The organism is Bacillus sp. FSL W7-1354 (genome assembly GCF_038002405.1).
Lineage (GTDB): Bacteria > Bacillota > Bacilli > Bacillales > Bacillaceae > Bacillus > Bacillus paralicheniformis.
The window spans coordinates 3,954,365-3,977,924 of sequence record NZ_JBBOCL010000001.1; the positions used below are offsets into that span (position 1 = coordinate 3,954,365).

At 40.4% G+C, this 23,560-nt stretch carries 23 protein-coding genes and 2 pseudogenes; 13 read left to right on the forward strand and 12 right to left on the reverse strand.

The features are described 5' to 3' along the window. Positions 1–266: 266 nt before the first annotated feature. A complete protein-coding gene (gene cspC / locus MKZ04_RS20015; protein ID WP_003179166.1) occupies positions 267–470 on the forward strand; it encodes a cold shock protein CspC in 204 nt (67 codons plus the stop codon). 352 nt (positions 471–822) lie between these two features. Here the strand turns inward: cspC and MKZ04_RS20020 are convergent, their stop codons facing one another. From MKZ04_RS20020 to MKZ04_RS20030, 3 genes are all read right to left on the reverse strand, one after another. Then, positions 823–933 (reverse strand): BC1881 family protein, encoded by a 111-nt coding sequence (locus tag MKZ04_RS20020; RefSeq protein WP_095323767.1) that lies wholly within the window; start codon positions 931–933, stop codon positions 823–825. 480 nt (positions 934–1,413) lie between these two features. Next, positions 1,414–1,875, reverse strand: coding sequence for a CarD family transcriptional regulator (locus tag MKZ04_RS20025; protein ID WP_023857841.1), 462 nt, complete (start codon positions 1,873–1,875; stop codon positions 1,414–1,416). A gap of 681 nt (positions 1,876–2,556) precedes the next feature. Continuing rightward, on the reverse strand, positions 2,557–3,558 hold the full coding sequence (locus MKZ04_RS20030) for a zinc-dependent alcohol dehydrogenase family protein (RefSeq protein ID WP_023857840.1): 1,002 nt from the start codon (positions 3,556–3,558) through the stop codon (positions 2,557–2,559). Between the two features lie 552 nt (positions 3,559–4,110). Between MKZ04_RS20030 and MKZ04_RS20035 the strand changes: the two genes are divergently transcribed. Both MKZ04_RS20035 and MKZ04_RS20040 read left to right on the forward strand, forming a co-directional pair. Further along, positions 4,111–5,496, forward strand: a complete 1,386-nt coding sequence (locus MKZ04_RS20035) for an aminotransferase-like domain-containing protein (protein ID WP_341046842.1) — start codon at positions 4,111–4,113, stop codon at positions 5,494–5,496. A gap of 97 nt (positions 5,497–5,593) precedes the next feature. Continuing rightward, on the forward strand, positions 5,594–6,892 hold the full coding sequence (locus MKZ04_RS20040) for an MFS transporter (protein WP_095292646.1): 1,299 nt from the start codon (positions 5,594–5,596) through the stop codon (positions 6,890–6,892). 569 nt (positions 6,893–7,461) lie between these two features. On the opposite strand, the gene MKZ04_RS20045 is transcribed toward MKZ04_RS20040, so the two are convergent. Next, on the reverse strand, positions 7,462–8,073 hold the full coding sequence (locus tag MKZ04_RS20045) for a YczE/YyaS/YitT family protein (protein ID WP_050820807.1): 612 nt from the start codon (positions 8,071–8,073) through the stop codon (positions 7,462–7,464). Between the two features lie 109 nt (positions 8,074–8,182). On the opposite strand from MKZ04_RS20045, the gene MKZ04_RS20050 reads away from it, so the two are divergent. Genes MKZ04_RS20050 through MKZ04_RS20060 form a run of 3 tightly spaced genes read left to right on the forward strand, consistent with a single transcriptional unit; the run spans position 8,183 to position 9,819 of the window. Then, on the forward strand, positions 8,183–8,635 hold the full coding sequence (locus MKZ04_RS20050; protein WP_023857834.1) for a MarR family winged helix-turn-helix transcriptional regulator: 453 nt from the start codon (positions 8,183–8,185) through the stop codon (positions 8,633–8,635). Positions 8,636–8,660: 25 nt separating this feature from the next. Beyond that, complete coding sequence (locus tag MKZ04_RS20055; protein ID WP_039073244.1) at positions 8,661–9,179, forward strand: GNAT family N-acetyltransferase; 519 nt, start codon at positions 8,661–8,663, stop codon at positions 9,177–9,179. A gap of 22 nt (positions 9,180–9,201) precedes the next feature. Further along, positions 9,202–9,819, forward strand: coding sequence for an FMN-binding negative transcriptional regulator (locus tag MKZ04_RS20060; protein WP_328066492.1), 618 nt, complete (start codon positions 9,202–9,204; stop codon positions 9,817–9,819). Positions 9,820–10,087: 268 nt separating this feature from the next. Here MKZ04_RS20060 and MKZ04_RS20065 read toward each other — a convergent pair whose 3' ends face one another. Beyond that, positions 10,088–11,002 carry an arginase family protein gene (locus MKZ04_RS20065; RefSeq protein WP_105980736.1) on the reverse strand — a complete coding sequence of 305 codons (915 nt, stop codon included), beginning with the start codon at positions 11,000–11,002 and terminating at the stop codon, positions 10,088–10,090. A gap of 105 nt (positions 11,003–11,107) precedes the next feature. On the opposite strand from MKZ04_RS20065, the gene MKZ04_RS20070 reads away from it, so the two are divergent. Both MKZ04_RS20070 and MKZ04_RS20075 read left to right on the forward strand, forming a co-directional pair. Next, the gene (locus tag MKZ04_RS20070) at positions 11,108–11,443 is read left to right on the forward strand and encodes a winged helix-turn-helix transcriptional regulator (protein ID WP_020450289.1); all 336 of its coding nucleotides are present in this window, start codon (positions 11,108–11,110) and stop codon (positions 11,441–11,443) included. Positions 11,444–11,754: 311 nt separating this feature from the next. Further along, the gene (locus MKZ04_RS20075; protein WP_149169502.1) at positions 11,755–12,627 is read left to right on the forward strand and encodes a YitT family protein; all 873 of its coding nucleotides are present in this window, start codon (positions 11,755–11,757) and stop codon (positions 12,625–12,627) included. 121 nt (positions 12,628–12,748) lie between these two features. Here MKZ04_RS20075 and MKZ04_RS20080 read toward each other — a convergent pair. Next, positions 12,749–13,860 (reverse strand): annotated as a pseudogene (locus MKZ04_RS20080) (Gfo/Idh/MocA family protein). Between the two features lie 110 nt (positions 13,861–13,970). Between MKZ04_RS20080 and MKZ04_RS20085 the strand changes: the two are divergent. Together MKZ04_RS20085 and MKZ04_RS21845 are read left to right on the forward strand one after the other, a co-directional pair. Beyond that, a complete protein-coding gene (locus MKZ04_RS20085; protein WP_095292658.1) occupies positions 13,971–14,837 on the forward strand; it encodes a LysR family transcriptional regulator in 867 nt (288 codons plus the stop codon). Between the two features lie 167 nt (positions 14,838–15,004). Beyond that, positions 15,005–15,163: pseudogene (locus MKZ04_RS21845) on the forward strand (ISL3 family transposase); the annotation flags it as partial. A gap of 40 nt (positions 15,164–15,203) precedes the next feature. Here MKZ04_RS21845 and MKZ04_RS20090 read toward each other — a convergent pair. Beyond that, positions 15,204–15,776, reverse strand: coding sequence for an RBBP9/YdeN family alpha/beta hydrolase (locus MKZ04_RS20090; RefSeq protein ID WP_341046851.1), 573 nt, complete (start codon positions 15,774–15,776; stop codon positions 15,204–15,206). A gap of 83 nt (positions 15,777–15,859) precedes the next feature. Continuing rightward, the gene (locus tag MKZ04_RS20095; RefSeq protein ID WP_023857826.1) at positions 15,860–16,189 is read right to left on the reverse strand and encodes a winged helix-turn-helix transcriptional regulator; all 330 of its coding nucleotides are present in this window, start codon (positions 16,187–16,189) and stop codon (positions 15,860–15,862) included. Between the two features lie 559 nt (positions 16,190–16,748). On the opposite strand from MKZ04_RS20095, the gene MKZ04_RS20100 reads away from it, so the two are divergent. Next, the gene (locus MKZ04_RS20100; RefSeq protein WP_020450300.1) at positions 16,749–17,975 is read left to right on the forward strand and encodes an MFS transporter; all 1,227 of its coding nucleotides are present in this window, start codon (positions 16,749–16,751) and stop codon (positions 17,973–17,975) included. 261 nt (positions 17,976–18,236) lie between these two features. Here the strand turns inward: MKZ04_RS20100 and MKZ04_RS20105 are convergent, their stop codons facing one another. Together MKZ04_RS20105 and MKZ04_RS20110 are read right to left on the reverse strand one after the other, a co-directional pair. After that, positions 18,237–18,854 carry a cyclase family protein gene (locus tag MKZ04_RS20105; protein ID WP_341046853.1) on the reverse strand — a complete coding sequence of 206 codons (618 nt, stop codon included), beginning with the start codon at positions 18,852–18,854 and terminating at the stop codon, positions 18,237–18,239. 129 nt (positions 18,855–18,983) lie between these two features. Continuing rightward, positions 18,984–20,366, reverse strand: a complete 1,383-nt coding sequence (locus MKZ04_RS20110; RefSeq protein ID WP_341046854.1) for an amino acid permease — start codon at positions 20,364–20,366, stop codon at positions 18,984–18,986. A 594-nt stretch (positions 20,367–20,960) separates the two neighbouring features. Here MKZ04_RS20110 and MKZ04_RS20115 point away from each other — a divergent pair. Together MKZ04_RS20115 and MKZ04_RS20120 are read left to right on the forward strand one after the other, a co-directional pair. Continuing rightward, entirely contained in the window at positions 20,961–21,593 is a 633-nt protein-coding gene (locus tag MKZ04_RS20115) for a DUF2306 domain-containing protein (protein WP_341046857.1), read from the forward strand. A 229-nt stretch (positions 21,594–21,822) separates the two neighbouring features. Beyond that, complete coding sequence (locus MKZ04_RS20120; RefSeq protein WP_020450306.1) at positions 21,823–22,182, forward strand: putative zinc-binding protein; 360 nt, start codon at positions 21,823–21,825, stop codon at positions 22,180–22,182. A gap of 134 nt (positions 22,183–22,316) precedes the next feature. Here MKZ04_RS20120 and MKZ04_RS20125 read toward each other — a convergent pair whose 3' ends face one another. Further along, positions 22,317–23,141, reverse strand: coding sequence for an alpha/beta fold hydrolase (locus MKZ04_RS20125; RefSeq protein WP_341046858.1), 825 nt, complete (start codon positions 23,139–23,141; stop codon positions 22,317–22,319). Positions 23,142–23,273: 132 nt separating this feature from the next. Continuing rightward, a complete protein-coding gene (locus MKZ04_RS20130; RefSeq protein WP_020450308.1) occupies positions 23,274–23,537 on the reverse strand; it encodes a CD3324 family protein in 264 nt (87 codons plus the stop codon). Positions 23,538–23,560: the final 23 nt, after the last annotated feature.

Consider the following 23,560-nt stretch of genomic DNA (forward strand, 5'->3'; position numbering starts at 1 on the left):
CCATGGTTATTAGACCTGTTAGACATGTTATAAATTCAATGCAGAATTATTGAGACTCCGCTTCTGCACTGACATCCACATTTAGGAAATAATGCCATGAATAAAACAAAAATATGATTTGCAATTATTTCCGTTCCCTGTTATGATAAAGAAGAATTATTTTTGTTCGGTGTAAAGGATAGTATGAATATTGACTTTTCGTCTTGATGATACTTTGGGCAAGGATAGTAATACAATGTGCGGTAACGCACTAGGAGGCAACAAAAATGGAACAAGGTACAGTTAAATGGTTTAATGCAGAAAAAGGTTTTGGATTTATCGAACGTGAAAATGGAGACGATGTATTCGTACACTTTTCTGCAATCCAAAGTGACGGATTCAAATCATTAGACGAAGGTCAAAAAGTAACATTTGACGTTGAGCAAGGTCCTCGCGGAGCTCAAGCTGCTAACGTTCAAAAAACTGCTTAATCTTCAATCGTTTATACAAACAGGCTCTATATATAGGGCCTGTTTTTTTATGTTCTCTGTATAATGCTTAATAAAAAACCCTACTCAACGTTCGAGTAGGGAGGTGGTAAAAGGTAATAGAAAAAGATTTAACGCTTCAAAGGTTGTTTACAGTATAACATACTGGATTGACAATATGCGGAATGTATATAAAATATTTATTTTTTTTCGAATGCAATTACTTTTTATTTTTTTTCACTAACTTGCTCGTTAATTTAAGTACAAGACTTCGCAATCTAAGTCCTACAAATCACTGGCATCAAACATCAAACAAAAAGCATCCCTTTTCGTAAAGAATCATCCTTTTCTTCGTTCATTCAACAATTTTTAGATATTTTGGATCAATGAAAATAACAGCTGGTCCATCTACAAGAATTCTGCCAACTTCAATTTTTACATAAGACTCAATCTTAATAGAAGTAATCTAGTTATAGAAATTCCATCATTTTTTATTGTTGTCCATATATTTAGATGTTACCAACTCGCGTATCTCTTTTATGAAAGGAAGATAAACGATTCACTGCCGAAGTGAATAAAAAAAATTCTTAAAGATAAAGGTGAGATTGATTGTTCTTTCTTCTAGAAATCATTACTTAGATATACCTAAAACAATGGAAGCCCTGCCTCTCTTCCATCCTTACGGCTCCTTGTCCGTGCCAGTGTGAATCAGGATTACAAAAATCAAGTGACGATTTAATCGAGTTTTTTGATAAACTGTAAATGTTCGTAAAAGAAATTTAAGTAATAAAAATGGATTAATTGTAGGAATAACAAAAGAGGTTAATGTTCTAAAAATAAGTTGAAGAAGTTAAACGTCTTTGAAATGATTTACTTTTAATTATCATAATGTTACCGGAAATTACAGGATGTTTTTTTGGATGCAATATATTATCTATAATGAACTTTAACTGAAACTTTTTATTTGATTTTCAGTGATTCCTTTAATTACTTCCAGTTCACTAATCAAAAATTCATATGCATTATCCAACATTTTTTTTTCGCTTGCATTAAGTGCTTTTTCTTTATTCATACGCATTAAATCACGTACAACTTCAGCGCCTTCTTGTATTTTACCCGTTTTTATTTTGTTCGTGTTTACTTTAAACCTTTGTTTCCACGGCAGTAACCGATCTGATTCTCCATGCTGGAAAATGTGTATAATGTGTTTTAATGCAAGTATATCAGTAACAGGTCGTATACCTGAACTCAATATTTTACCCGTTGGAATCATAACTTGCATATTACTGATTGACATTTTTATGACATAATACTGTTGTTTTTCCCCTAAGAATTCTTTTTCTTCTATGGCTTCAATTATACCTGCTCCTTGCATTGGATAAATAATGTTATCGCCAATTTGAAACATATCATCCACCTCCATATATGGTATCCTTCTTAAGATTACCATATATTCGGTTTTTCATCAAATATTTAATAATAACATGATCATATTTTTGATGTCAATAAATTTCTTTATAAAATTAGATTAAGCAAAAACAACAAAGCAATAGTGAACGTGTCGTATCGCAAAAAGGAAAGGTCACCTCGTTCTTTTCTCTATTTTCTTGTCTATTTTTATATTTTTCGCCTGTATATCTTCTACAGTTTCTCTTTTAACCTCATTACGAAGTTTAAATTTATCAGCAGAAACCTCTACCTGCGATAAAATTGGTGAAATTTTAGTCAGCTTTTTTACATAACGTGACTGGTGGCAAGTCTGTTAAAATAACCAACTTTAATTAGCTTTTTGTTCCTTTATGAAAAAATAGTTGCCACCTTTCACTTTCGGTACTTCCATATTAAGCTATGCAATGTTTCTGTTTTCTTGAGTCATCATTGATCATATGTAGTCAGATCAACGTCAGGAGCTAACATATGCGCAGTCATCTCCTTCACCGAGGAAGAAGTACACAGTATCCCGTTCGGAATTGACCTCGGATTTGTATTTATGGAACTGTATTTTGTTGAGCTCGATCGACAAAAGGAATGGGGCAATTGCATTTTCTCCTCCCACATCTCGAATTTGTTAATGAAAATCAATCAAGTGTTACATCTTCTTCTTCACTGCAAAGTTCAACAGTATCTTTCCATTCAAACCCGGCTGTTCATAATGCTTCAACGCATCATAGAAATCTTCAAAATCATATACTTTTTCTGGAGCATTGATGACCATTCTTCCGCTCTCAACGAGCTTAATCACCTGCGAGAAGCGATTGCGGTATTCAGAAACGGAATGTCTCTCGTTCCAAAGTCTTAAGGCGAATAATTGTGGTGACACATGGTATACATTGTGTAACTTTCGCCAATCGTTTGGTATACCTGACAACAGACCATAACTGACAAACGTTCCTTCAGGTTTTAGCGTCCTCGCCAGCAGTTCGCCGCTTTCTCCTCCAATAGAGTCAATTGCATGGTCAACCCCGATGTCGCAAGCATCAGAAATCTGTTCATATATAGAACCGTTGGAAGCGTCGATGACTCTCCATGCCCCAAGTTTTTGAAGTTTTTCTATCTTGCGGCTGTTTCTTGTAATGACAATTAAACGGAATCCCAGTATAGTAGAAATTTGCGCAAACAAACCTGCAATAGATGTACCTCCGCCATTCATTAACACAATTTCATTCGGCTGAACACGCAATGATTCCGTACAAATTAGCCAGGCTGTTAATGGATTAATATACAGTTGACTGGCGTCGTTATCACTTATTGATGGAGGCAGCTCTATTGCATAATCAGCTTTGGTGGTTACATATTGTTGCCAAGTTCCCTCTCCTCTTACAGGGAGGACCCTTTTTCCAATCAATGATGGTGATACATCTTTGCCCTGATCTATGACAATTCCCACACCATCATATCCTGCAACAGCCGGCAGCTTAATTCTATGAGAATAGGCCCCTCTAATTGGAAGCAAATCTGATGGATTAATTGGACTGGCAATCATTTTGACAAGAATTTCATTTGGCTGAAGAGGAAGCTTTTCTCCGGTATATAGCTGTAATTTTTGAAGCGGATCACCAAATTCCTTATATATTAATGAAACATTATTCATGATTTGTTATTGGCTCCTTAGTTTAATACTTCTATAAATAAATTTGCACTCTTTTGAGATTATGTCAATATTGTCTTTGTTTTTAGCTCCTAGTGTAAGTGCAGCTTCTACTACAGCGCAGACACAACAAAGAAATATCACCCAGACTGTTAGCTATCCATCTGTAGGACAACTGTCTCAAAAAGAAATTCATATCATGGCGCTCATGATGATCCTAAACATCAAAGAGTTTCCATACTCAGCACTGGGCTTCGGCGTTAGCCAAAAAATTAGCTTAACAAGCACTCCGGTACATACTTGAAACAGCCGTGATTGCTAAAAAATTATGCCAAAAAGGCGAAAAACGGTTTTTATAAAGTAGCAAACTACATTGAAAAAGTCCAACATTCAAGAAAAATGAATTGTTGCAATTTTTATAAAAGCCGGACTTCCACCTGATGTTTCGATTTAGTACCTATTACTTAAAGTCGCAGTCTAACTTGTCCGTCATTTCTTATAATTGTTTTATAAACAGCACAACCATATAATAGAACGAAAAAAGGATGGCGTATCATGCCGATCAATTCTTTTGAAAACTATCCGATGAGCTGGAAGCCATCGATTGATAAAACTGAAAAGCCCATTTATAAAGCACTTGCAAGGCAATTGGAGCAGGATATAGTAAACGGAGTTTTATTGCCTGGAACAAAGCTTCCTCCTCAGCGGGAACTGGCTGATTATTTGGATTTAAATTTGAGTACCATTTCAAAGGCGTTTAAAATGTGTGAGTTAAAGGGCCTGTTAAGTGCAACTGTTGGGAGCGGCACATTTGTATCGTATGATGCGTTATCGAATGCGTATTTACTTGAGGATACAAAGCCAAAGCTCATTGAAATGGGCGCAACACTGCCGGATCATGCTTCTTACGAGCCGCTCAAGCTCCATTTGAGCAGCATGCTGCAAGAGACAGATTATGAAAAATGGTTTGGTTATGGCCGGGCGGGCGAAAGCCTTTGGCAAAAGGATGCAGCTGTAAAGCTAATTCGAAGAGGCGGTTTTGAAACAACCGTTGAGCACATTTTATTTGCAAATGGGGGACAAAATGCGATCGCTGCCGCATTGGCGGGTCTTTGTAAGCCTGGAGACCGCATTGGTGTTGATCATCATACATATCCCGGATTAAAAACTGTTGCATCAATGCTAAGTGTGCAAATCGTACCGATAAAATCCGAGAACGGTGAAATGAAGCCGGAGTCACTTGAATATGCTTATAAAAATGAAAACATTACAGGCATTTATTTGATCCCGGATTACCATAACCCGACAGCTTCCTTTATGTCTGTAGAGAATCGAAAGGTCATCGCAGAAATTGCAAAAAAGTATAATTTGTTTGTTATTGAAGATGCATCGTACCATCTTCTTGGCAAAAATCCACTTCCAGCCCTTGCATCATTCGCGCCGGAACAGGTGATCCATATCGCAAGTTTATCTAAATCATTGGCACCGGGGCTGCGACTGGCGTATGTTGCAGTGCCGTATCAATTTAAGGAGCCGGTTTCGAGGGCGCTTTATAATTTAAATATAACGGTTTCCCCGCTATTAGCAGAACTTGCTGCGCGCACGATTGTATCAAATCAATTTGAAGTCTTAATTGAGGGGCATCGTGAACAAACGATTTGCAGAAACCAAATCGCAAATCGATATTTTGCTGACTATACGTGTTTAGGTGGTGAAACAGGCATCTTTCGGTGGTTGTTGTTACCGGGTGGGATTACAGGTGCTGAATTTGAAAAATTAGCTGCTGAACATGGAGTGCAAGTGTATGCGGCTGAACGCTTCGTAGTTGGGAATAGTTGTCCGGAAAGGGCGGTAAGGGTTTCTGTATGTGCACCAGAAACGCTCGAAGAGCTTGAAAAAGGATTAATAATCCTTAGGCGCTTGCTAAACGATCTTGCCTAATTATTGTCCGCCATACAATTTCAATATTGTATGGTTTTTTTGCGCGTGTTATGATGATTCAAATCTAGTTGGAGGTTGATCAAGGAAGGCAGGTTAGATCATGCTGCACAAAGAAAGTGTAAAATCGTTAGACGTTCAATCAGCTTCATTACAAAGCTACATTGGTTCCCCAGAAAAACAAAAAACGTTATACAAGCGTACATTATTTGTTGTAAGTGTTTCACAAATTTTTGGCGGTGCAGGGCTGGCGGCAGGAATTACTGTCGGTGCCCTTATTGCTCAGCAAATGCTCGGAACGGATGCTTACGCAGGGGTCCCGACAGCTTTATTTACTTTAGGATCAGCGGGGGCAGCCTTATTTGTAGGCAGACTTTCTCAACGCTATGGTCGTCGTGCAGGTCTTTCAGCCGGTTTTGTGATTGGCGGTCTTGGAGCAATAGGAGTCATCATTGCAGCAATCATAAATAGTATTTTCTTGTTATTTGCTTCATTGCTTATTTACGGTGCTGGAACAGCGACAAATTTACAAGCTCGTTATGCAGGTACGGACTTGGCAAATCGTAAGCAGCGGGCGACTGCTGTCAGTGTGACGATGGTTATGACGACATTTGGCGCGGTTGCGGGTCCGAATTTAGTGAATGTGATGGGGGGGTTCGCCCATTCTATCGGTGTTCCATCACTAGCGGGCCCTTTCATTTTAGCCGCGGCGGCATATATCTTAGCAGGTGTTGTTCTTTTCATCATGCTTCGTCCAGATCCATTAGTTATCGCAAGAACAATCGAATCGATCAAGCAAGAGCCAAGTGATAAAGGACATTTGACAACAACTGAACACACAGAAAACAAAAGAGGCATAATTGTTGGTGCAGCCGTTATGGTTCTTACCCAAATTGTAATGGTCGCTATTATGACAATGACACCGGTTCATATGAGACATCATGGGCATGACTTGGGTGCAGTTGGTCTTGTTATTGGCTTTCATATAGGTGCCATGTATCTCCCTTCACTTGTTACAGGGGTTCTTGTTGATAAGTTGGGACGTACTGCAATGGCGATTGCATCTGGAACTACGCTGCTTCTGGCAGGCTTAATAGCAGCATTTGCACCGGGAGATTCTATGGTTCTTATCGTAATTGCTCTTTCTTTGCTGGGATTAGGGTGGAATTTTGGTTTGATAAGCGGGACTGCACTGATAGTTGATTCAACTGAAACGGCCACACGGGCGAAAACACAAGGTACGGTGGATGTTCTGATTGCGTTGTCAGGAGCTGCCGGCGGAGCATTGTCCGGAATGGTTGTGGCAGGCTCAAGTTATCTAACATTATCACTTACTGGAGGAATTTTATCCTTATTACTCATTCCTGTGGTGGCATGGTCTCGTGAAGGTAAAAGATAAGCCGGATGCATTCAATTCGGGAGTCCAAGACAAAAACTTAGTATAAATCCCTCATTCGTTTCGATAAGAACACATTCATGTTGCTTGAACAGTACCATTTTATGCCCAAAATACAAATTTCAAATGCTTGAAATAACTTTTGTAACGGACAAAATACTTTCACTTTTATTGAAGTCCTTATGGGGGAACCCCCCCCATGAAGGTTCAAGTTTTCTCGGCAGTATTACCGGAATACCAAGGGTTATGAGTCCTTGGTATTTTTTTCTTTTTTGTTTTTAACTATGTTAGGCTTTGGTAAAAGGTCGAATAGATAACAAGGAGGCGCAAAATGGGGAAACTCTCAACTTATCTATTGAAAGTTTGGCTCGCAATACCTAGATGGTTCAGAATGTTTACTTTAAGTGCAATCTCCATATATGTTTTATGGTCATTGTTCATTAATGGAGTGAAAAATATATTTAGATTATCTCTCTCTTCCTTGATTGTAAGTCTAATAGCATCCGGAATCATATTGATGATTTTCAATAAAAGTTCTGTGAAAAAGTAGGGAGTGGCATTAAAAACATTTCTTATCGTAATATACGAGCGTCTGTAAAGCGGCCTAATACTTTTCCAGCAAACGGCATAAAAAAATGAAGAACAAGCCCTCCTAAACAAACGGTTAATAAAGTTCCGATGCCAATCGGTCCTTTTAAGATGACGGCCGCTGTCAAGAAGACGAGGTAAATGATGGTTCTCGAAACAAATATGTTGGTTCTCGTTAATTCTTTTATGATGAATGTGAATCGGTCAATTGGCATCGGAGCAAAATTTGTGTATAAGTATGTCGCGGTTCCTAAACCTGTAACAACCAAGCCGATTCCAAAACAAATCACTTTGCTCCACCATTGTTCTGGTGTGATAAAAAAGTGCAGGAAAAAAAGCCACATATCAATGCCGATCCCCGTTATAAACGCCGTTAGCATCCCTGAAACTTCCGGTCTTTGGCTTTTTAAAAAAGAATTGCAGCCTATGAATAGCAAAGCAATGATGACTTCCCAACTTCCCACAGTAAGCCCCACATGTATGGACAGTCCCACCAAAAGTGCGTCAAAAGGCGAAGCGCCAAGATCTGATTGAATCGTAAAAGCAATCCCAAGGGTTAAGATTAAAATTCCTAATACATAAAAAACATATTTCACTTAACTCGCCCTCTTTATTTTTATTGCAAATACAACAAAATTTCGGTATATTTAATGTACGCCATTTATGTTGTATTTGCAACAAAAACATGTTCGAAAGGAGTTTATGATGAAGGATATTCTTCGTGAAATTGGAATGATTGCCCGGGCTTTGGATTCTATAAGCAATATCGAATTTAAAGAACATGACCTGACAAAAGGGCAATATTTGTACCTTGTCCGAATATGCGAAAACCCGGGAATCATTCAGGAGAAGTTAGCTGAAATGATTAAAGTGGACCGGACCACCGCAGCCCGCGCTATAAAAAAACTTGAAATGAAAGGCTTTATTGAACGGAGAGATGATGAATATAACAAAAAAATAAAAAAACTCTTTCCGACGGAAAAGGGGAATGAGGTATTTCCTTTTATAAAAAGAGAAAATGATCATTCGAATTGTGTGGCATTAGAGGGGTTTTCCGAGGGGGAAGCGGAGACCATCTTCAATCTTCTTCAAAGAGTAAGAAAAAATGTAGAAAAAGACTGGGAGTTTGTGAAAAAGGGGAACAAGAGAAATTATTGACGGCATAAAGGAGCGGCAGATTGAAATGACAGTAAATATAAAAAGGTGCACCCTTGAAGACTTACAAAAGCTTCAAGAAATTGGTTGTGAAACATTTAATGAGACATTTAAGCATCAGAACTCGCCGGAAAATATGAAGGCCTATTTGGAAAAGGCGTTTCACTTAACACAATTAGAAAAAGAACTATCCAACAGCGCTTCGCAATTCTTTTTTGTCTATTGTAACAATGAAATCGCTGGATATTTAAAGGTCAATACTGATGAGGCCCAAACTGAAAAAATGGGTGATGAATCACTTGAAATTGAGAGAATTTATATCAAGAACGAGTTTCAAAAACATGGGCTTGGCAAATATCTGTTCAATAAAGCTATGGAAATTGCGAAGGAACTGAATAAAAAGAAAATCTGGCTGGGCGTATGGGAAAAAAACGAAAACGCAATTGTTTTTTATAAGAAAATGGGGTTTGTTCAAACCGGTGCTCACTCTTTTTATATGGGAGATGAAGAACAAACGGACTTGATCATGACCAAAACACTCCTATAACTTTTTTGAAAGGAGGATGACGATGTATATTCCAAAATATTTTAAAGTCGAAAATGTTGATGAAATTTTGGATTTTGTCCAAAAAAACTCTTTTGGCACGATTGTTACGACAGAACAAGGGAAGCCAATCGCTACTCATTTGCCTTTGGGGTTCAATAAAAAAGGTGATGATTACTATATCACCGGCCATGTCTCTTTTGGAAATCTGCAGTGGAGAACTTTTGAAACCTGTCAAGATGTGCTTGTTATGTTTCAGGGGCCGCACGCATACATTTCTTCTTCCTGGTATGGGCATGAGGAAGTGCCGACATGGAATTATCAAGCCATCCATATATACGGTCAAGCAAGCATTCTAGAGAGAGATGAATTAATAGAAGAATTAACAATTATGATGGGAAAATACGAAAAACACCGAGAAAATCCAATTTTATGGGATAACCTTTCTCCTCAACTTTTAGAAAGACAACTGAAAGCGATTGTCGGGTTTAAGATTAAGGTGGAAGAAATTCAGGCTGCATATAAATTAAGTCAAAACCGAAATGATACAGACTACATGAACATCATTGATCAATTGCAAAATGAAGGAGATACCCATGCGGAGCAATTGGCGGCAGTGATGAAAAAGAGGCTGGAAAATTAAATATAAATCCACCTTCAACCTCATGCAGGAGTTAAAGGTCGGAATCAGAGCCGTCATTTATGCAGCATCTTAAAGATCGAGCGGGAAATGAAAAGGCAGGCCGAATGGTTAGGTCGAATCATCTTTGTCGAAGACTTAATGGGGTCGCAGCCCGCGAAAGTTCAAGTCTCTCGGCCGCATCATAGGAATACCAAGGGTTATGACCCCTTGGTATTTATTTATGGAGGGTTACCGACTCCATTAATTTGTTGTTGTCCCGTTTATGAAATTATTGATTTAAAATAGGGATTTCACTAAGCAATTTCTTCAAATGAATAGAGTCCCACGGCAAATGTTCGGTTATACCTAATCCAACTACATCTGTTTCGGAAGAGAGTTCTTTCAGAAGATGAAGCAGGTGCGGCATTTGCATTGTTCCCTCAGGAGAAAAAGTTACAGGTGCTTCAGGATTGGCGAATAATAAAGAACGAAACGCCTTCGGATCAAGCACGTCTAAATCAAGGTGTATGGCCAGATACTTGATGTTGCTTTCTTTTATCCATTCTTTTATAGAATTGGTACTGGTCATTAACTCTTTAGTTCCGGCAGTTCTAATCCCAAGTCTTTGAATCACTTCAGTGTCTGGTTCTGTGGGAACTATACCTTGTCTTTGAAGTGCTTTTGATATCGCGTTTGTTTCTTCTTCTGTAGGAGCTGCTAATCCCGCGATAAAGACATTTTCAGGTTTAAGGGGAATGTTCACATGTTTTGCGAACTCTTCATCTCCTTCTCCCAAAAGGTTCCCGAGCGGTAAAGTATGACCGTTATCATATCCTGCATATCTAACTAAATCGCTGTGAGCGTCAATCCAAATTAAACCTAAGTCCCCGCCGTATCGTTCGTTTAAATAAGCAAATGGTGCTTGTTCGACTAAGCAGTCACCGCCAAACATGACAATGCGATCCGGCTTATGGGCATGAATGATATGCTGAGCAGCCTCCAATTGTTCCAGTAGTTGTTTTCTCCCGTTTATTCCGTTTTCGTTTTCAAGTGGAGTTCCATCATAAGTTTGAACCGGAACATGAATAAGGGGCTGATCATTTTCAGGAGCCAGCCAAGCAAGCAGTTCCGCTCCAAAAGAGTAGTTGGGATTGTTTCCCCCTTGCCATTGCGGCATCAACAGACGTATCGTTTTTTTAGCCATGTTATCGTCTCCTTTACTTCAAATTACGGTTAGTATAAAATGAACGCAAACAAAAAAACAGTACGCACTTTATTGATAGGTACTATCCGAAAGGGAAGTGTTAATATGAGTATGGCTGAATATAAAGGCAAAGTTAAAAATATTCAAGATACACCTTTTGGCTACACATTGTCCGTGATCGGCGGCAAATGGAAAATGGTTATTATTTATCTCCTCGCGGAAAATCAACCGGTTCGCTTTAATGAGCTGAAAAGACAAATAGGGGCTATTACTTATAAAACATTGAGTTCACAACTTAAAGAATTGGAAGCGGATGGTCTGGTGAAGCGGAAAGAGTACCCTCAAGTTCCCCCAAAGGTCGAGTACAGTCTCACTGGTAAAGCGGAATCACTATTGCCGGTTTTAGAAGGGTTATGTGAATGGGGGGTGAAAAACCAATAAAGTTAAGGATTCATTCATCTTGGAGAGAGAAGAATCAAATGCTTCGTTCTATTGCCGACAATCCTTTTGTCTGGCCGGAAATGTCCATAAACATTAGGGCCTTTATTAGTTATTCACCAGTTGTGAAAACGGGGTGCTTGCAATATAGCTCTGCCGGCACATGAATGTTCCAAGTCTAAAAGGGTTACCTTAATCCAATATAATGATCGGTATTTGCAGCAGCCGCTCAAAAAACGTGATTGAACTTTTGAACCTAGAAAAACTGTTATGGTATATTTAAATATAACGTAAAATTTGAAATGAGGAATGGCATGAATAAAATCGAAAAACATAAGAAAATTAAAGCGAAAATGATTTTCAAAGTTATAATGGTCATGATCGGAGGAATCATAGCGGCCTATGGATTGGAAACAGTGCTGATTCCTAACAATGTATCTGATGGCGGCGTGACAGGACTCAGCATTGTTGGTTCGCAACTATTTGACTTGCCGCTTGGTATACTTATCGCAGCTTTAAACATCCCGTTTGTCTGGCTGGGGTATAAGCAAATCGGGAAAAGCTTTGCGTTATTATCGATTATCGGAATCGCATCACTTGCAGCAGGTACAAGTTTTATGCACCACACTCCGGCTATAATCGAAGGGGACACTTTGTTAGTCACTGTTGTCGGAGGGATCATCCTTGGTTTTGGAATGGGGCTGGCGCTGCGTAATGGCGGAGCATTGGACGGAATTGATATGCTTGCTGTGCTGTTATCGCGCAAATTGCCATTTGGAACGAGCGATCTCATTCTATTCTTTAACCTTTTTGTGTTTATTTTTGTTTCCGCTGTATTTGGCTTGCAAGGGGCATTGCTATCAGTCATCGCCTACTATATTGCGTCCAAAGTCATTCATGTTGTCGAGGAAGGATTAAGCGGTTCTAAAACCTTTCAAATTATTACAACAGAACCTGAGTTGATGGTGGAGACAATTCGCGATCAATTGGGCCGAAGTGCTACATATAAAGAAGCTTACGGTGGTTTTTCCCACGAAAAGTTTAAAGAAATTACATGTGTCATCAATCGCTTAGAAGACACCAAATTAAAGGAAATCATTAATGAAGTTGATAAAAATGCTTTTGTCACTGTATATGACGTAGCTGAAGTTAAAGGAAGTAATTTTAGAAAACCTAATATTCATTAATCAGGGATTTCCTAAGAAAAAACATACCAAAGCTTGTTGGTATGTTTTTTTATATCATGTCGGTTTCCGAACAATTTGCTAATGCTGGACAGGCATGTGCCAAGGCAAAGTTATAATGTTCCTACTCATTTTTTAAGAGTACTTTTTTACCGGTCTTTGCCGACTTCCGAATGGCGTCTAACAACCGGTGCAGTTTGACAGCGTCATGAAAGTTTGGGATTTGATTTTTATGTTCAAATATATCTTCCGCTAAAATAGTATAAGCAGTTTCAACATAGCCTCTTGCACCATGATCCTTTACTGGGGAAATTTTTACTTCTTCAGAATAAACATCTTCAGCATTTAACAAATTATGAGGATGTGTAATCTTTTTGACTTTGAGATTGCCAAATTGTACGTGTCCTGAGGAATTATGCTGTGTTAAACGCAAAACACCTTTTTCCCCTCTAATCTCTAATTGAAAAGCTGGATAAACTCCGCCCTGAATATGGACAGAGGCTGAAGCGCCATTAACGAGCGTCCCCTGGATTAAAATTTGGTCAGCTGTGTTTTTTGGTATTTTCATCCCTGTTTCTTGTATGACGGCTTCTGTATAATGACTGTTCATTGCAGCTGATAATTCTTTAAAATCACCCAGGATATGACAAAGAACATCAAGCGAGTGACCACCGTTGATTGTAAGAAGGTTCGCCCCATTTTCTCTTTTTAAAAGGTAACTGCTTTTTTCATCTGTTATTCCTCCCTTTCCTTGTGTTGCTACCTGCATCGTGCAGGAGATGACCTTGCCGATCTCCCCCTGTTTGATTGCCCGCTTTAAATAATTGACTTCTGGAGATTGCCTTCCCTGTAATCCAATCGCATGATGAATGTTTGCGTCATCTGCCAATTTTGCCAGTTTTTCAGCCTGCACAGTATCTTTGCCTAAAGGCCATTCACAATATATATGTTTATTTTCTTCTATGGCTGCAAGCGAAGCTTCATAATGGAAAGGAACCTTTATACTGACGACTACCAAATCAACATCTTTTGATTGTGCTAATTCCTTATAATCTATAAAAGCAGAGGCAGCCTTAAGCATCATAGCGCTTTTTTTGCGGTTTCCATTTTTGATGTTCCAATCGCCGTTATTTCATAAAAAGGATTTTCCTTCAATACCGGAATATGTGTTTGACTAGCCCATTGATTATTCAAAGATCCGCCTATAATCCCTGCTTTTATCACGTTGTTCTTCATTAGCTATCCCTCCAAAACTCTTTAAACCGAGTATAATTAAAATTAGAGATCATTTTAAATGTTAAGTTATGATGGTTATATCACTTTTTTTGATGGGGGTTGAAATATGAATGGATATTGAAAACATGAAAGCTTTTGTTTCAGTGGCGGAATTAAAAAGCATATCTGCTGCTGCAATTAAATTGAATCACCTTCAATCCAATATGACTGCGAAAATAAAAAAAATCGAAACTCATTATCATCAACAACTGTTTATCAGAAATTCAAAAGGAGTCAAACTAACGAAAGAGGGAGAAAAATTATATCATCAATACAAGAAAATCTTGTTCGTTTGGGAAGAAACCGAAAACATCATGAAAAAACACGATGAAAAACTCCGTATTGGCACGATGATATCTGTTGGTGGAACTCAATTCTCAAGTGCTTTAAATAAGCTTTATCATACATATCCTGATTTATCGGTAACATTAAAAACAGGTTCAACAGAATATATTGAAAATCAAGTTCTCCTTGGAAAAATCGATGTTGCTTATACGATTGGATCGCTAAACAATAAAAAGATAAGTTATCAAAAAGTGGGATATGAAGAATTGGTGATCATAGGCCAAGGTATAGATCAATATACGAGATTTGATGATTATATAAACGGAAAAAACGTACTTGTATTATCAGATAAGTGCTTGTATCTAACATTATTATGTCATATTTTTGAAGATTCGAACATCCAACAGGGGGAAATCATTGAAGTGGGCGATCCAGAATCCTTAGTGCAATTTGCATTGATGGGTATGGGAATTTCCTTAGTATCAAAGCGCATAGCAGATCGCTACAATATCCTTAATTATTTAGAAGTTCCCTCATCTTATCGAAACGTCGATTTGTATTTCATTACAAGACTAAATCATAAATTTACACCTATAGAGAAACAGTTTATTGAATTAAATAACTCGCTTAGCGACATCATTAAAGGAATGTAAGGTTGATAAAAAAGTTATGCTCTCTTAAAACCAATACAAAAAGGTGTACCCTTATGCGTGAAACATATATCAATGAAAGGGATTCATTTCTTTTGGGAACTTGGTTAGGTAATATCCCTGATCTAAATTAGAGATGATTCATTTTGAAGCTTTAAGTGCTAAGCTTTCACAAGAAACATAAGCCGCGCTTTCATTCAAGTGCCTTCAACAAAGCTATATTATACACATTTTCAATTGGCATGACGTAACAGACCACTTCAAAACAGGGAACTTTGGCATCGATTTTTTCCACACTTATTAAGAAATTGGAGAAGGGCGGCTTCTAAGCCCTTTGCCGCCCTAAAATCCGAATATCCTTTATTGTTTTTAGCAAGTTTCTTTTGAGAAATAGGAGTTTAAAACATCATAAACAATCGGCAAAGAAGTAAATCCGTCAGTTTCTAAAAAGTGCCCCCCGTGTTGAACTTCGTAAAGCTTAGCGTCAATTTGTTGCGCCAGATCTTTGCTCCAATCAAATGGCACAATTTGATCGTCTCTAGAGGCAATGACAGCACGATGCTTAGCTGACTCAATGATGTTTTGAAAATCAAACGATTCCTCGGTAAATTCATCTAACATCTTTAAATCGGGCAGTGACTTGGCAAAGCCGGAAACGAGCAAGATTCCGCCAAGTGGTTGACGCAATTGCGTTTGTTCCAAAAACCTCAAAACGGCGGCGCACCCCAGGCTGTGTGCAACCAGATAAGTATGTTTATTTAATGTGTTCTTATTTAAAGAGAGCGTATCAAGCCAATCTTTAAGCCTTGGCTGGTGAGGATTAGGCATGTCTAAAATTTCTGCGTGTATTCCGTCTGCAAGCAGACGTTTTTTCAGCCAAGGAAACCAGTGGTTGGTTGAGGAGGCTCTGTAGCCATGAATGATATAAATTTGTTTTGTCATCCTGTTCTCCTTACAAATAATTTTTATTCAGTATAAAATCCCTCCCGTCAGGAAACAAGTACGCACTTTTTAGTAAGTATTTTTTACTCATAAGGCAAACCTTCTCTTTGTCCCCATCTGCACATTTCATCTATGAGAGGGTATAAAGACAGTCCTCTGTCTGATAACGAATACTCCACTCTGAGGGGATTTTGAGAAATCTCCACCCGGTGAATCAGACCGTCAGTTTGCAACTCCTTCAGCTGGGAACTTAACATTTTATGGGTGATTAACGGCATAGCCCGTTTGAGCTCCCCGTATCTCATCGTTTTTTCACACGCCAGCTCATAGAGGATTCTCATTTTCCATTTACCACCTATAAGAGATAAGGTGTATTCAAATGGAGCTTGTTTGCTGCGGCATAAGGTATTCATGGTAATCAAACCTCCTTTTTTAAGATCATAACAAAAATCAATATTGAGCCTGGCTTCAACATGAATAGCAAAAGATTCACTTGTTTTCCTTATTTTGTTGAGGAGATGTGATATGATACAAAAAAAGGGAGCGGATTTCTTCTGAAAAAGGGCGGGAATACTTTTGCGCGAATTTGCACCTCAAGTTTTTCAAACGATAGGGATTATTGGTTTTATTTTAGCTTTTGTCCAGATTCCAATCGGCTGGTTTATCGGATTTTTCTTTTCCGGTTTGTTCTTCATGATGTTGAAATCAAACAATGAAAAATCGGGAACCTTCAATGTGATGGCTGGAGCCGCGTGTTTCTTGTATTCATTTCATTGTTTGTTTACGCAAGTGTTGTGACTGAATGGAGAACCAATATAAAAGCAGGAGGATGTCACTTTTATAAATAACGAGTTTTAAATATGGAGCGTGATGAAATGAAAGAAAACAGCCTTTTCCATTTTGAACCCACAAATCTATTTTTTTGTCTATTTTCTTCTGTGTATTTGGAAATCAAAAATGGGTGATTTATAATTGCGAAAGTTGAAACTATTGCTAGCCGCTAATTTGATTTCCACCATAGGTACCGGTATCACTTCCTATTTAATTGTCTGGCTGCTGATTGATCAATTGAAACAATCCGTTTTATATGGGTTATTGACGATGACAACGATGATTTTAGTGTTTTTTGCTTCACCTTATTTAGGGAGTTTGGTGGATCGATATTCTCGAAAAGCGATATTTCTCTATTTAGAAATAATAGGAATAGTGGTCTTAGGCGTTTTTTCTGTTCTATTCAATATTTCCGCCGTGTTGGACATCACCCTTGTTGTGATACTGATTTTTTATCATACGGCTTACGATTCGATAAAGTATCCTGCTTTAGCCGCTTTAACTCAGGAAATGTTCAAAAAAGAGGACTATAGTAAGGTGAACAGCAGTCTTGAAGTTCAGGGGCAGGCGGCGCTGATGATTAGTTCGGGGCTGGCTGCCATGATGATCGGCAAGATGGATGCGACAGTCATTTTGGTCATAAACATCGCTACATTTATAGCAGCTTCCATCCTCATCTACAAACTTCCCTATCAACGAAATGCTGAAGCAGAAGAGCATTCCAATACAATGAAAAATGAATCTTACTGGCAAAACTTTAGCTCCTCACTCCAATATTTATCTCATCGAAAAGTTTTGTTTGCTCTTTTATTGACTTCTTTTATACCAAGCATCGTGATTATTGTCGCAAACTACTTGGATCCGGTTTTCATTTACGACTATTTAAACGAAGGTCCGTCAGTTATCGGCATTGCCAATATTGTTTACGCCATTGGAGCTATGGGCGCCGGTTTTGTCACATATCAAATATCAAAGAAATGGCCCGATATGCAAGGTGTTATATTGTTTATGACAGTATTTGCTCTAGCAACCATTGTGATCTTCCTCGTTCCGAATGCTGTGACATTTATAGTTGCAAGCCTCTTTTGGGGGCATTCAAATGCTGCGATCAGAGTATTTAGGAAAAGTTATATGTTCCATCATGTCGATAATGCATATATGGGACGTGTCAATTCGTTGTTTAATGCGGTAAAGCTGTTGGGACAAGTTGCTTTAATAGGCATCTTAACGATTACAGTAGTGCCGGCGGGTCAAACTGTTTACGGATACTTCGTTTTATTCATCATTGTAATTGCTGCTCTTTTAACAACAACTTATTTATTTAACAGAACTTATAACAAAGATAAAGAAAAGCGGGTATCTTTATAGAGTAGCTCCCCCCGTAGAGGAGGCATAAAAAAGCATTGCTGTTTAAATACGATGCTTTTTTATGCCATAGGAGCCTCCCGTGATGATCTCAAAGCTTCATTCACCGCTAAGAATAGCAACCGGGCGCGCCCAGCCGGCAGACGCTTTTTCAACTTTTACCGGAAAAGCCATGACGTAAAATCCAGTGGAAGGCAATTGATCAAGGTTGGCGAGCTTTTCAATTTGGCAGTAAGGAATGGTGCTGCCTGAATAATGACCTTCCTAAATAATGGATGGGTCTTTTTCCTGCTCAAAGCGCTTGGCGGTCATGCTGAATGGAGCGTCCCAGCTCCAGGCGTCAGTTCCGACAAGGCGCACGCCGCGTTCCGTTAAAAATAGAGTGGCTTCACGCCCCATCCCGCAGCCGCTGTGCAGGTAATCGTTTTGTCCGTATTTGGCGCCAGCCGACGTATTCACAAGAACAATGTCGCCGGGCGCGAGTTTATGATTGATGCGGTGAAGCTCCTGTTCGATTTCTTCAGGGGTAACGATATGCCCGTCTTTCAAATGTCTGAAATCCAGCTTAACGCCAGGGCCATGAAACCAGTCAAGCGGCACTTCATCAATTGTCATCATCCGCTTGCCGTCGTCTGTAACAGAACGGTAATGATATGGAGCGTCGATATGCGTTCCGGCATGCGTGGACATCTTCACTTTTTCCAGCGACCAGCCTTCTCCCCCGGGAAGATCTTGCGAGGAAAGGCCGGGAAAGCTCTGGACCATCTGTTTAGCTCCTTGCTTATGATCCGCATATTCGATTTCAGGGACAAACCCCGGCGGATCAGACGGTATATCACCTCTTAACGATACCGACAAATCTACAATTTGATTGATTTTCATCTGTTTTCTCCTTTCTGCCTAAGCGGCTGACCATTGAAATTGTAGGCGATCAAGCTGTTATCTTTTTTATTTTACATGATGAGCCATACAAAAAGCCTGCAGAACATTCTGCAGGCGATTCGCATTTTTCTACACTTGCTGTGACTTAGGTTTCCTCAGCTTGTAAATCGCGATCAGCATGATAAACCAAACCGGCGTGACAAATAAGGCAACGCGGGTGTCCTGCGCCAGTGCAAGGACGATGAGGATAAACGTAAGAAAACCGAGAACCACATAATTTGAAAACGGGTAAAGCGGCATCTTGAATTTGTTTATTTTCGCTAAATCCGGTCTTGTTTTGCGGTATTTCAAATGGCAAATGACGGTGATTCCCCAAATAAAGATGAAGCATATCGTCGAGATGCTTGTAATCAGCCTAAACACTTGTTCAGGCATGATATAGTTCAGCATGATGCCAATCAGAATCACGACCGCTGAGAAAAACAACGCATTGCTCGGCACTTTGCTTGAGGTCAGTTTGGTCATAGCGCCGTGCGCATTATGTTCTTTCGCAAGCGAGTATATCATCCGGCTCGTGCTGAAGACTGCGCTGTTGCTTGCCGCAGCCGCCGATGTCAGCACCACAAAATTGATGATGCTTGCAGCCGCAATGATGCCGACCGCTGCAAAGACTTGGACGAACGGACTCTCATTTGGGTTGATGACATTCCACGGATAGATGCTCATGATCACAAGGAGCGCACCGATATAAAACAGCAAAACACGGACGGGGATATTGTTGATCGCTTTAGGAATGACCTTTTCCGGATCTTTCGTTTCCCCCTCTGTCAGTCCCACAAGTTCGATGCCAACAAACGCAAAGACAACCATCTGGAATGAAAGGAGAAAACCGTGCAGTCCATTTGGAAACATGCCGCCGTGGCTCCAAAGGTTGTGAAAGGCGGCAGCGCCCGAATGGGTGGGAAATCCTTTGAAGATCATGAAAAGGCCGATCACGATCAGCGCCAAAATCGCAATAACTTTGATTAATGCGAACCAGAACTCCAATTCTCCAAAAAGCTTGACGGTCGCCAGGTTCATGATCAGCAAAATGAGCAGGGCGATCAATCCGGGCAGCCATTGCGGTACATCAGGCAGCCAGTATTGGGTATAAAGCCCGACCGCGGTTAAATCGGCTATCGCGAGCGAAATCCAGCAAAACCAGTATGTCCAACCCGTTATTAATGCCGCCATGTCGCCTAAGTAGTCCCTGACAAAGTCGACAAACGAATGGTATTCCAAATTGGATAAAAGCAGTTCTCCAAGAGAACGCATAATGAAAAAACAAATGATTCCCGTAATCAGATAAGCAAATAAAATCGACGGTCCTGCAAAATGGATTGATTTCCCCGAACCAAGAAACAGCCCCGTTCCGATCGCTCCGCCGATGGCGATGAGCTGAATATGCCTGTTTTTCAGGCCTCTCGATAATTTTTGTTCGCGTATATCGTTGTCAGTTACATCTTCTGTCACTTTATGTATGCCTCTATTTTTATTTTTTAGGCCCGATCCCCGCATGTTTTAAAATCTATAATAACATTAAAATTTGAAGTAACAGATAAGATTCGCCTGATGCGTTTGTAAAGAGGTGGTTTGCGTGGAAGTAGACTGATCCTTCTTTTTGTAACCAGATCTTTATACAATGGTCGTTGTTCATTAATCATATTTGGTTCGGAATAAGAAGCGGGAATGAATCGAATCGTCCGTAAGTATTGTCATACCTGCTGCAAAATACATATCCGTCTGTTTGGACAGCGTGCTGAGGCAAATCCTTGAAATTGTTGAAGCCATTGTCATCGACTCGCGATTTCAGCAGAGACATCATTCAAAAGTATGCCGCAAAAGATGACGGCTTTCCAGAAAAACGGGAGGCCCGAGCCAAGCAACAAATCGTACTTGGCCTGTTTTTAATGGGGAAGGTTTTGTCATTGAGGGCTTGATATGCCAAGCTGCTGCGCACGTCCGCTTTCGTGATACAATATAGGTATTTCAGAGAGCATGATGTATTAGGAGGAACGAAAGCTGAACAAAAGGAAATCTCAACGCAGTCAATCGGTTTTTTCGGCAATGCTGATCGTAATCGCGGTGTATGTTCTGTATACCTTGTTTGAAAATTTAATTCTTGATCCGCAATCAACATCTTTTCTCAGCCATAAATCTCACCTGAGGGACTCCTTTCATCTCCCGGTCTGGCTGAAGGTGATGTATGTTCACGTTGTTGCCGCTTGTTTGGCGATGGCTTCGGGCGCTGTCAACTTCTCCAGCGCCTTGTTGACCAAAAGCCGCAAGATTCACCGTTTTAACGGCTGGTTCTACGTCGTTTGCGTGCTGATTGTGACGCTGTCGTCAGGCTATATGGCACCGCATTCTACCGGTGGGAAGGCCGTCAGCATAGCCTTTAACATGGTGAATATGTATTGGCCTGCCGCCACGGTTATTTCCGTCATCAAAGCCCGGCGTAATCAGTTTATCAAGCACCGGAATTGGATGATTCGCAGCTATCTATTCTGTTTTACCAATATGTTCATTCACTTGATCACTTTCGTGTGCCATAAAGGACTCGGCCTGATATATGACATCAGCTACACGATAGGCGTTTTCGGAGCGATTGTGCTTTGCATCGCGTTGGCCGAATGGATCATTCGGTTCGCCTTTAAAAAGCGGGCGCAAATTTTTCATACAAATCACAGGGGCTTTTAAGCCCCTGCTCTTTTTCCTGAGGATTCCATATAGATCAAGGAGGCGAGTATTCTCATTGAATACGGGAAAGGAGTGTGAAGCAGTTTTGCTTTTGCTTGGGCTGTTTGATTCAGCTCATAGAGTAATAGAAAAAGTGATCTGGCTCACAGTTTTCATCACGCACCTCCTGTAAAGTAAATGATAGTTTTTTGCCGGCGAAAATAAAGAAAAACAGGGGATGTGTCAACCGATGAAAAGAACTGATCTGCCTCTAGTGTATTCGTGCTCCGGATGTTCCTCGGCCGCGCAAACGGCCAATATGATTGCCATTAAAATGGATCGGGAGAAAACGGCCGAAATGTCGTGCATTGCCGGAGTCGGCGGCGATGTGAAACCGCTTGTCAAAACAGCAAAATCCGGGCGGGATATCATTGCGATTGACGGCTGTCCTTTATGCTGTGTCAAGAGCTGTTTAGCTAAGCATGATGTTCAGCCGAAGCATCATTTTGTATTATCGGATTTTAACGTGCCGAAGAAAAAAGGAGCAGATCCCGACCCTGTCCTTTATATGAATGCGTATGAACAAATTTTGCAGCTCTTAAAATGCTAAGCCTTTTGGGAATGTTTATTTAGGGTGCTGTTTAGAGCATCAGTGAACGGATGCATTTGAATTGAAAAATCGAATGTCGATTACAGGCCATACGCTTTCTGCGAACGGCGGATTGATTTAAAATACCGAGGGTTTCATCCCTTGGTATTTTTGTTGTTACATCTTCTAAAAACCATGTCCAGCTTTTCGGCAAATTCCTCCGGGTATAAAACGCATCCCACATGATTGCCTGGAAAATCGACTACTTTCGTTTTCAAATGATCAGCCAATGCTTTTGCATACCTGTACGGGAGACAGCCTTGCGAATCAATGCCGCCGGCAGGAACGACTGTAACCGGTGAAGCTTTAAGCCTGCCGATGTCGGGTGAATATTCTCTTAAACCCGGCACCTCGGACAGGATAAAATAGTCAATGTTGGCCATGAGCTGCTCCGTCCGGGTTTTTGGACGGTCCGGCTGAGCTGTGGACGTAATGCCCATCGCTTTCGCGAATGCTTCTAAAGCCTGTAATCCGCTTCGTTTGTATTGTTTTTCAAGGTTCTCCAAGCTCTCGAACCCTTTGGTGCGGTCACTGCCGGCCAACAATTGCGGAATCGGAGGCTCGTGTGCGACCAACATGCGGATTTGTGCAGGATGGCGGATGGCAAGATCAAGGCCGATGACCGCGCCGGAGCTGCAGCCGAATACATGGGCCGGTTCATCCGTCAGAGCGGCCAGCAGCCGGCTCGCATCATCGCTGTGTGCGGAAACCTGGTAATTTTCATTCGGATCTTCCAGCCTGCTGCGGGAATGCCCGCGGCGGTCGTATGTGACGACCGTGTAACGGTCGGATAGGCGGTCTGTAATCGGGTATGATTCTGCATCGCCGTTGCCCCCGTGAATCATAAGCAAGATAGGCCCCGAGCCGCGCACTTCGTAGTAGAGCTTTGCTCCGGGTACTTCCAATACACCGTGTTTCATGACAATATTCTCCTCTCGTTGCATGATCACTTTTACATTACATGACGGAGAAAGCATAGAAAATGCAGAAATCAGCTAATAAACAAACTCGCCATATTAAAAAGCACCGATCACAAGGATCCGTGCTCCAGTTTATTTTGTGTAAACGATTTTTTTAATCGTTTCGATGGAAAGATGATGTTCCGCTGCTAAGTGCTCAATCGTTTCGCCATTTTTAAAGGCCCTTTTTATCGCGGTGTTGCGATCATCGATCAGCTTTCTTGCTCCTGAACGTGCACCCCATTTTTTGTGGGCGGATTCAGTCTTGGGAATGTAGATCGTTTCCCCTTGAACATACTTTTGAATTTCCGATAGCAGCTTTTCAGGTAGAACAGCGGCAGCCTTTACGTATGCCATGTTTGCCAGCTCCTTATTCCTTT

What these genes read in the sequence shown, in the direction of transcription:
- MKZ04_RS20130 (WP_020450308.1), bottom strand. Translation starts at nt 23,537, where the DNA reads ATGGCATACGTAAAGGCTGCCGCTGTTCTACCTGAAAAGCTGCTATCG.
- MKZ04_RS20060 (WP_328066492.1), top strand. Translation starts at nt 9,202, where the DNA reads ATGTATATTCCAAAATATTTTAAAGTCGAAAATGTTGATGAAATTTTG.
- MKZ04_RS20125 (WP_341046858.1), bottom strand. Translation starts at nt 23,141, where the DNA reads ATGAAACACGGTGTATTGGAAGTACCCGGAGCAAAGCTCTACTACGAA.
- MKZ04_RS20120 (WP_020450306.1), top strand. Translation starts at nt 21,823, where the DNA reads ATGAAAAGAACTGATCTGCCTCTAGTGTATTCGTGCTCCGGATGTTCC.
- MKZ04_RS20115 (WP_341046857.1), top strand. Translation starts at nt 20,961, where the DNA reads ATGCTGATCGTAATCGCGGTGTATGTTCTGTATACCTTGTTTGAAAAT.
- MKZ04_RS20030 (WP_023857840.1), bottom strand. Translation starts at nt 3,558, where the DNA reads ATGAATAATGTTTCATTAATATATAAGGAATTTGGTGATCCGCTTCAA.
- MKZ04_RS20070 (WP_020450289.1), top strand. Translation starts at nt 11,108, where the DNA reads ATGAGTATGGCTGAATATAAAGGCAAAGTTAAAAATATTCAAGATACA.
- MKZ04_RS20065 (WP_105980736.1), bottom strand. Translation starts at nt 11,002, where the DNA reads ATGGCTAAAAAAACGATACGTCTGTTGATGCCGCAATGGCAAGGGGGA.
- MKZ04_RS20035 (WP_341046842.1), top strand. Translation starts at nt 4,111, where the DNA reads ATGCCGATCAATTCTTTTGAAAACTATCCGATGAGCTGGAAGCCATCG.
- MKZ04_RS20085 (WP_095292658.1), top strand. Translation starts at nt 13,971, where the DNA reads ATGGATATTGAAAACATGAAAGCTTTTGTTTCAGTGGCGGAATTAAAA.
- MKZ04_RS20025 (WP_023857841.1), bottom strand. Translation starts at nt 1,875, where the DNA reads ATGTTTCAAATTGGCGATAACATTATTTATCCAATGCAAGGAGCAGGT.
- MKZ04_RS20090 (WP_341046851.1), bottom strand. Translation starts at nt 15,776, where the DNA reads ATGACAAAACAAATTTATATCATTCATGGCTACAGAGCCTCCTCAACC.
- MKZ04_RS20050 (WP_023857834.1), top strand. Translation starts at nt 8,183, where the DNA reads ATGAAGGATATTCTTCGTGAAATTGGAATGATTGCCCGGGCTTTGGAT.
- MKZ04_RS20075 (WP_149169502.1), top strand. Translation starts at nt 11,755, where the DNA reads ATGAATAAAATCGAAAAACATAAGAAAATTAAAGCGAAAATGATTTTC.
- MKZ04_RS20055 (WP_039073244.1), top strand. Translation starts at nt 8,661, where the DNA reads ATGACAGTAAATATAAAAAGGTGCACCCTTGAAGACTTACAAAAGCTT.
- MKZ04_RS20095 (WP_023857826.1), bottom strand. Translation starts at nt 16,189, where the DNA reads ATGAATACCTTATGCCGCAGCAAACAAGCTCCATTTGAATACACCTTA.
- MKZ04_RS20105 (WP_341046853.1), bottom strand. Translation starts at nt 18,854, where the DNA reads ATGAAAATCAATCAAATTGTAGATTTGTCGGTATCGTTAAGAGGTGAT.
- cspC (WP_003179166.1), top strand. Translation starts at nt 267, where the DNA reads ATGGAACAAGGTACAGTTAAATGGTTTAATGCAGAAAAAGGTTTTGGA.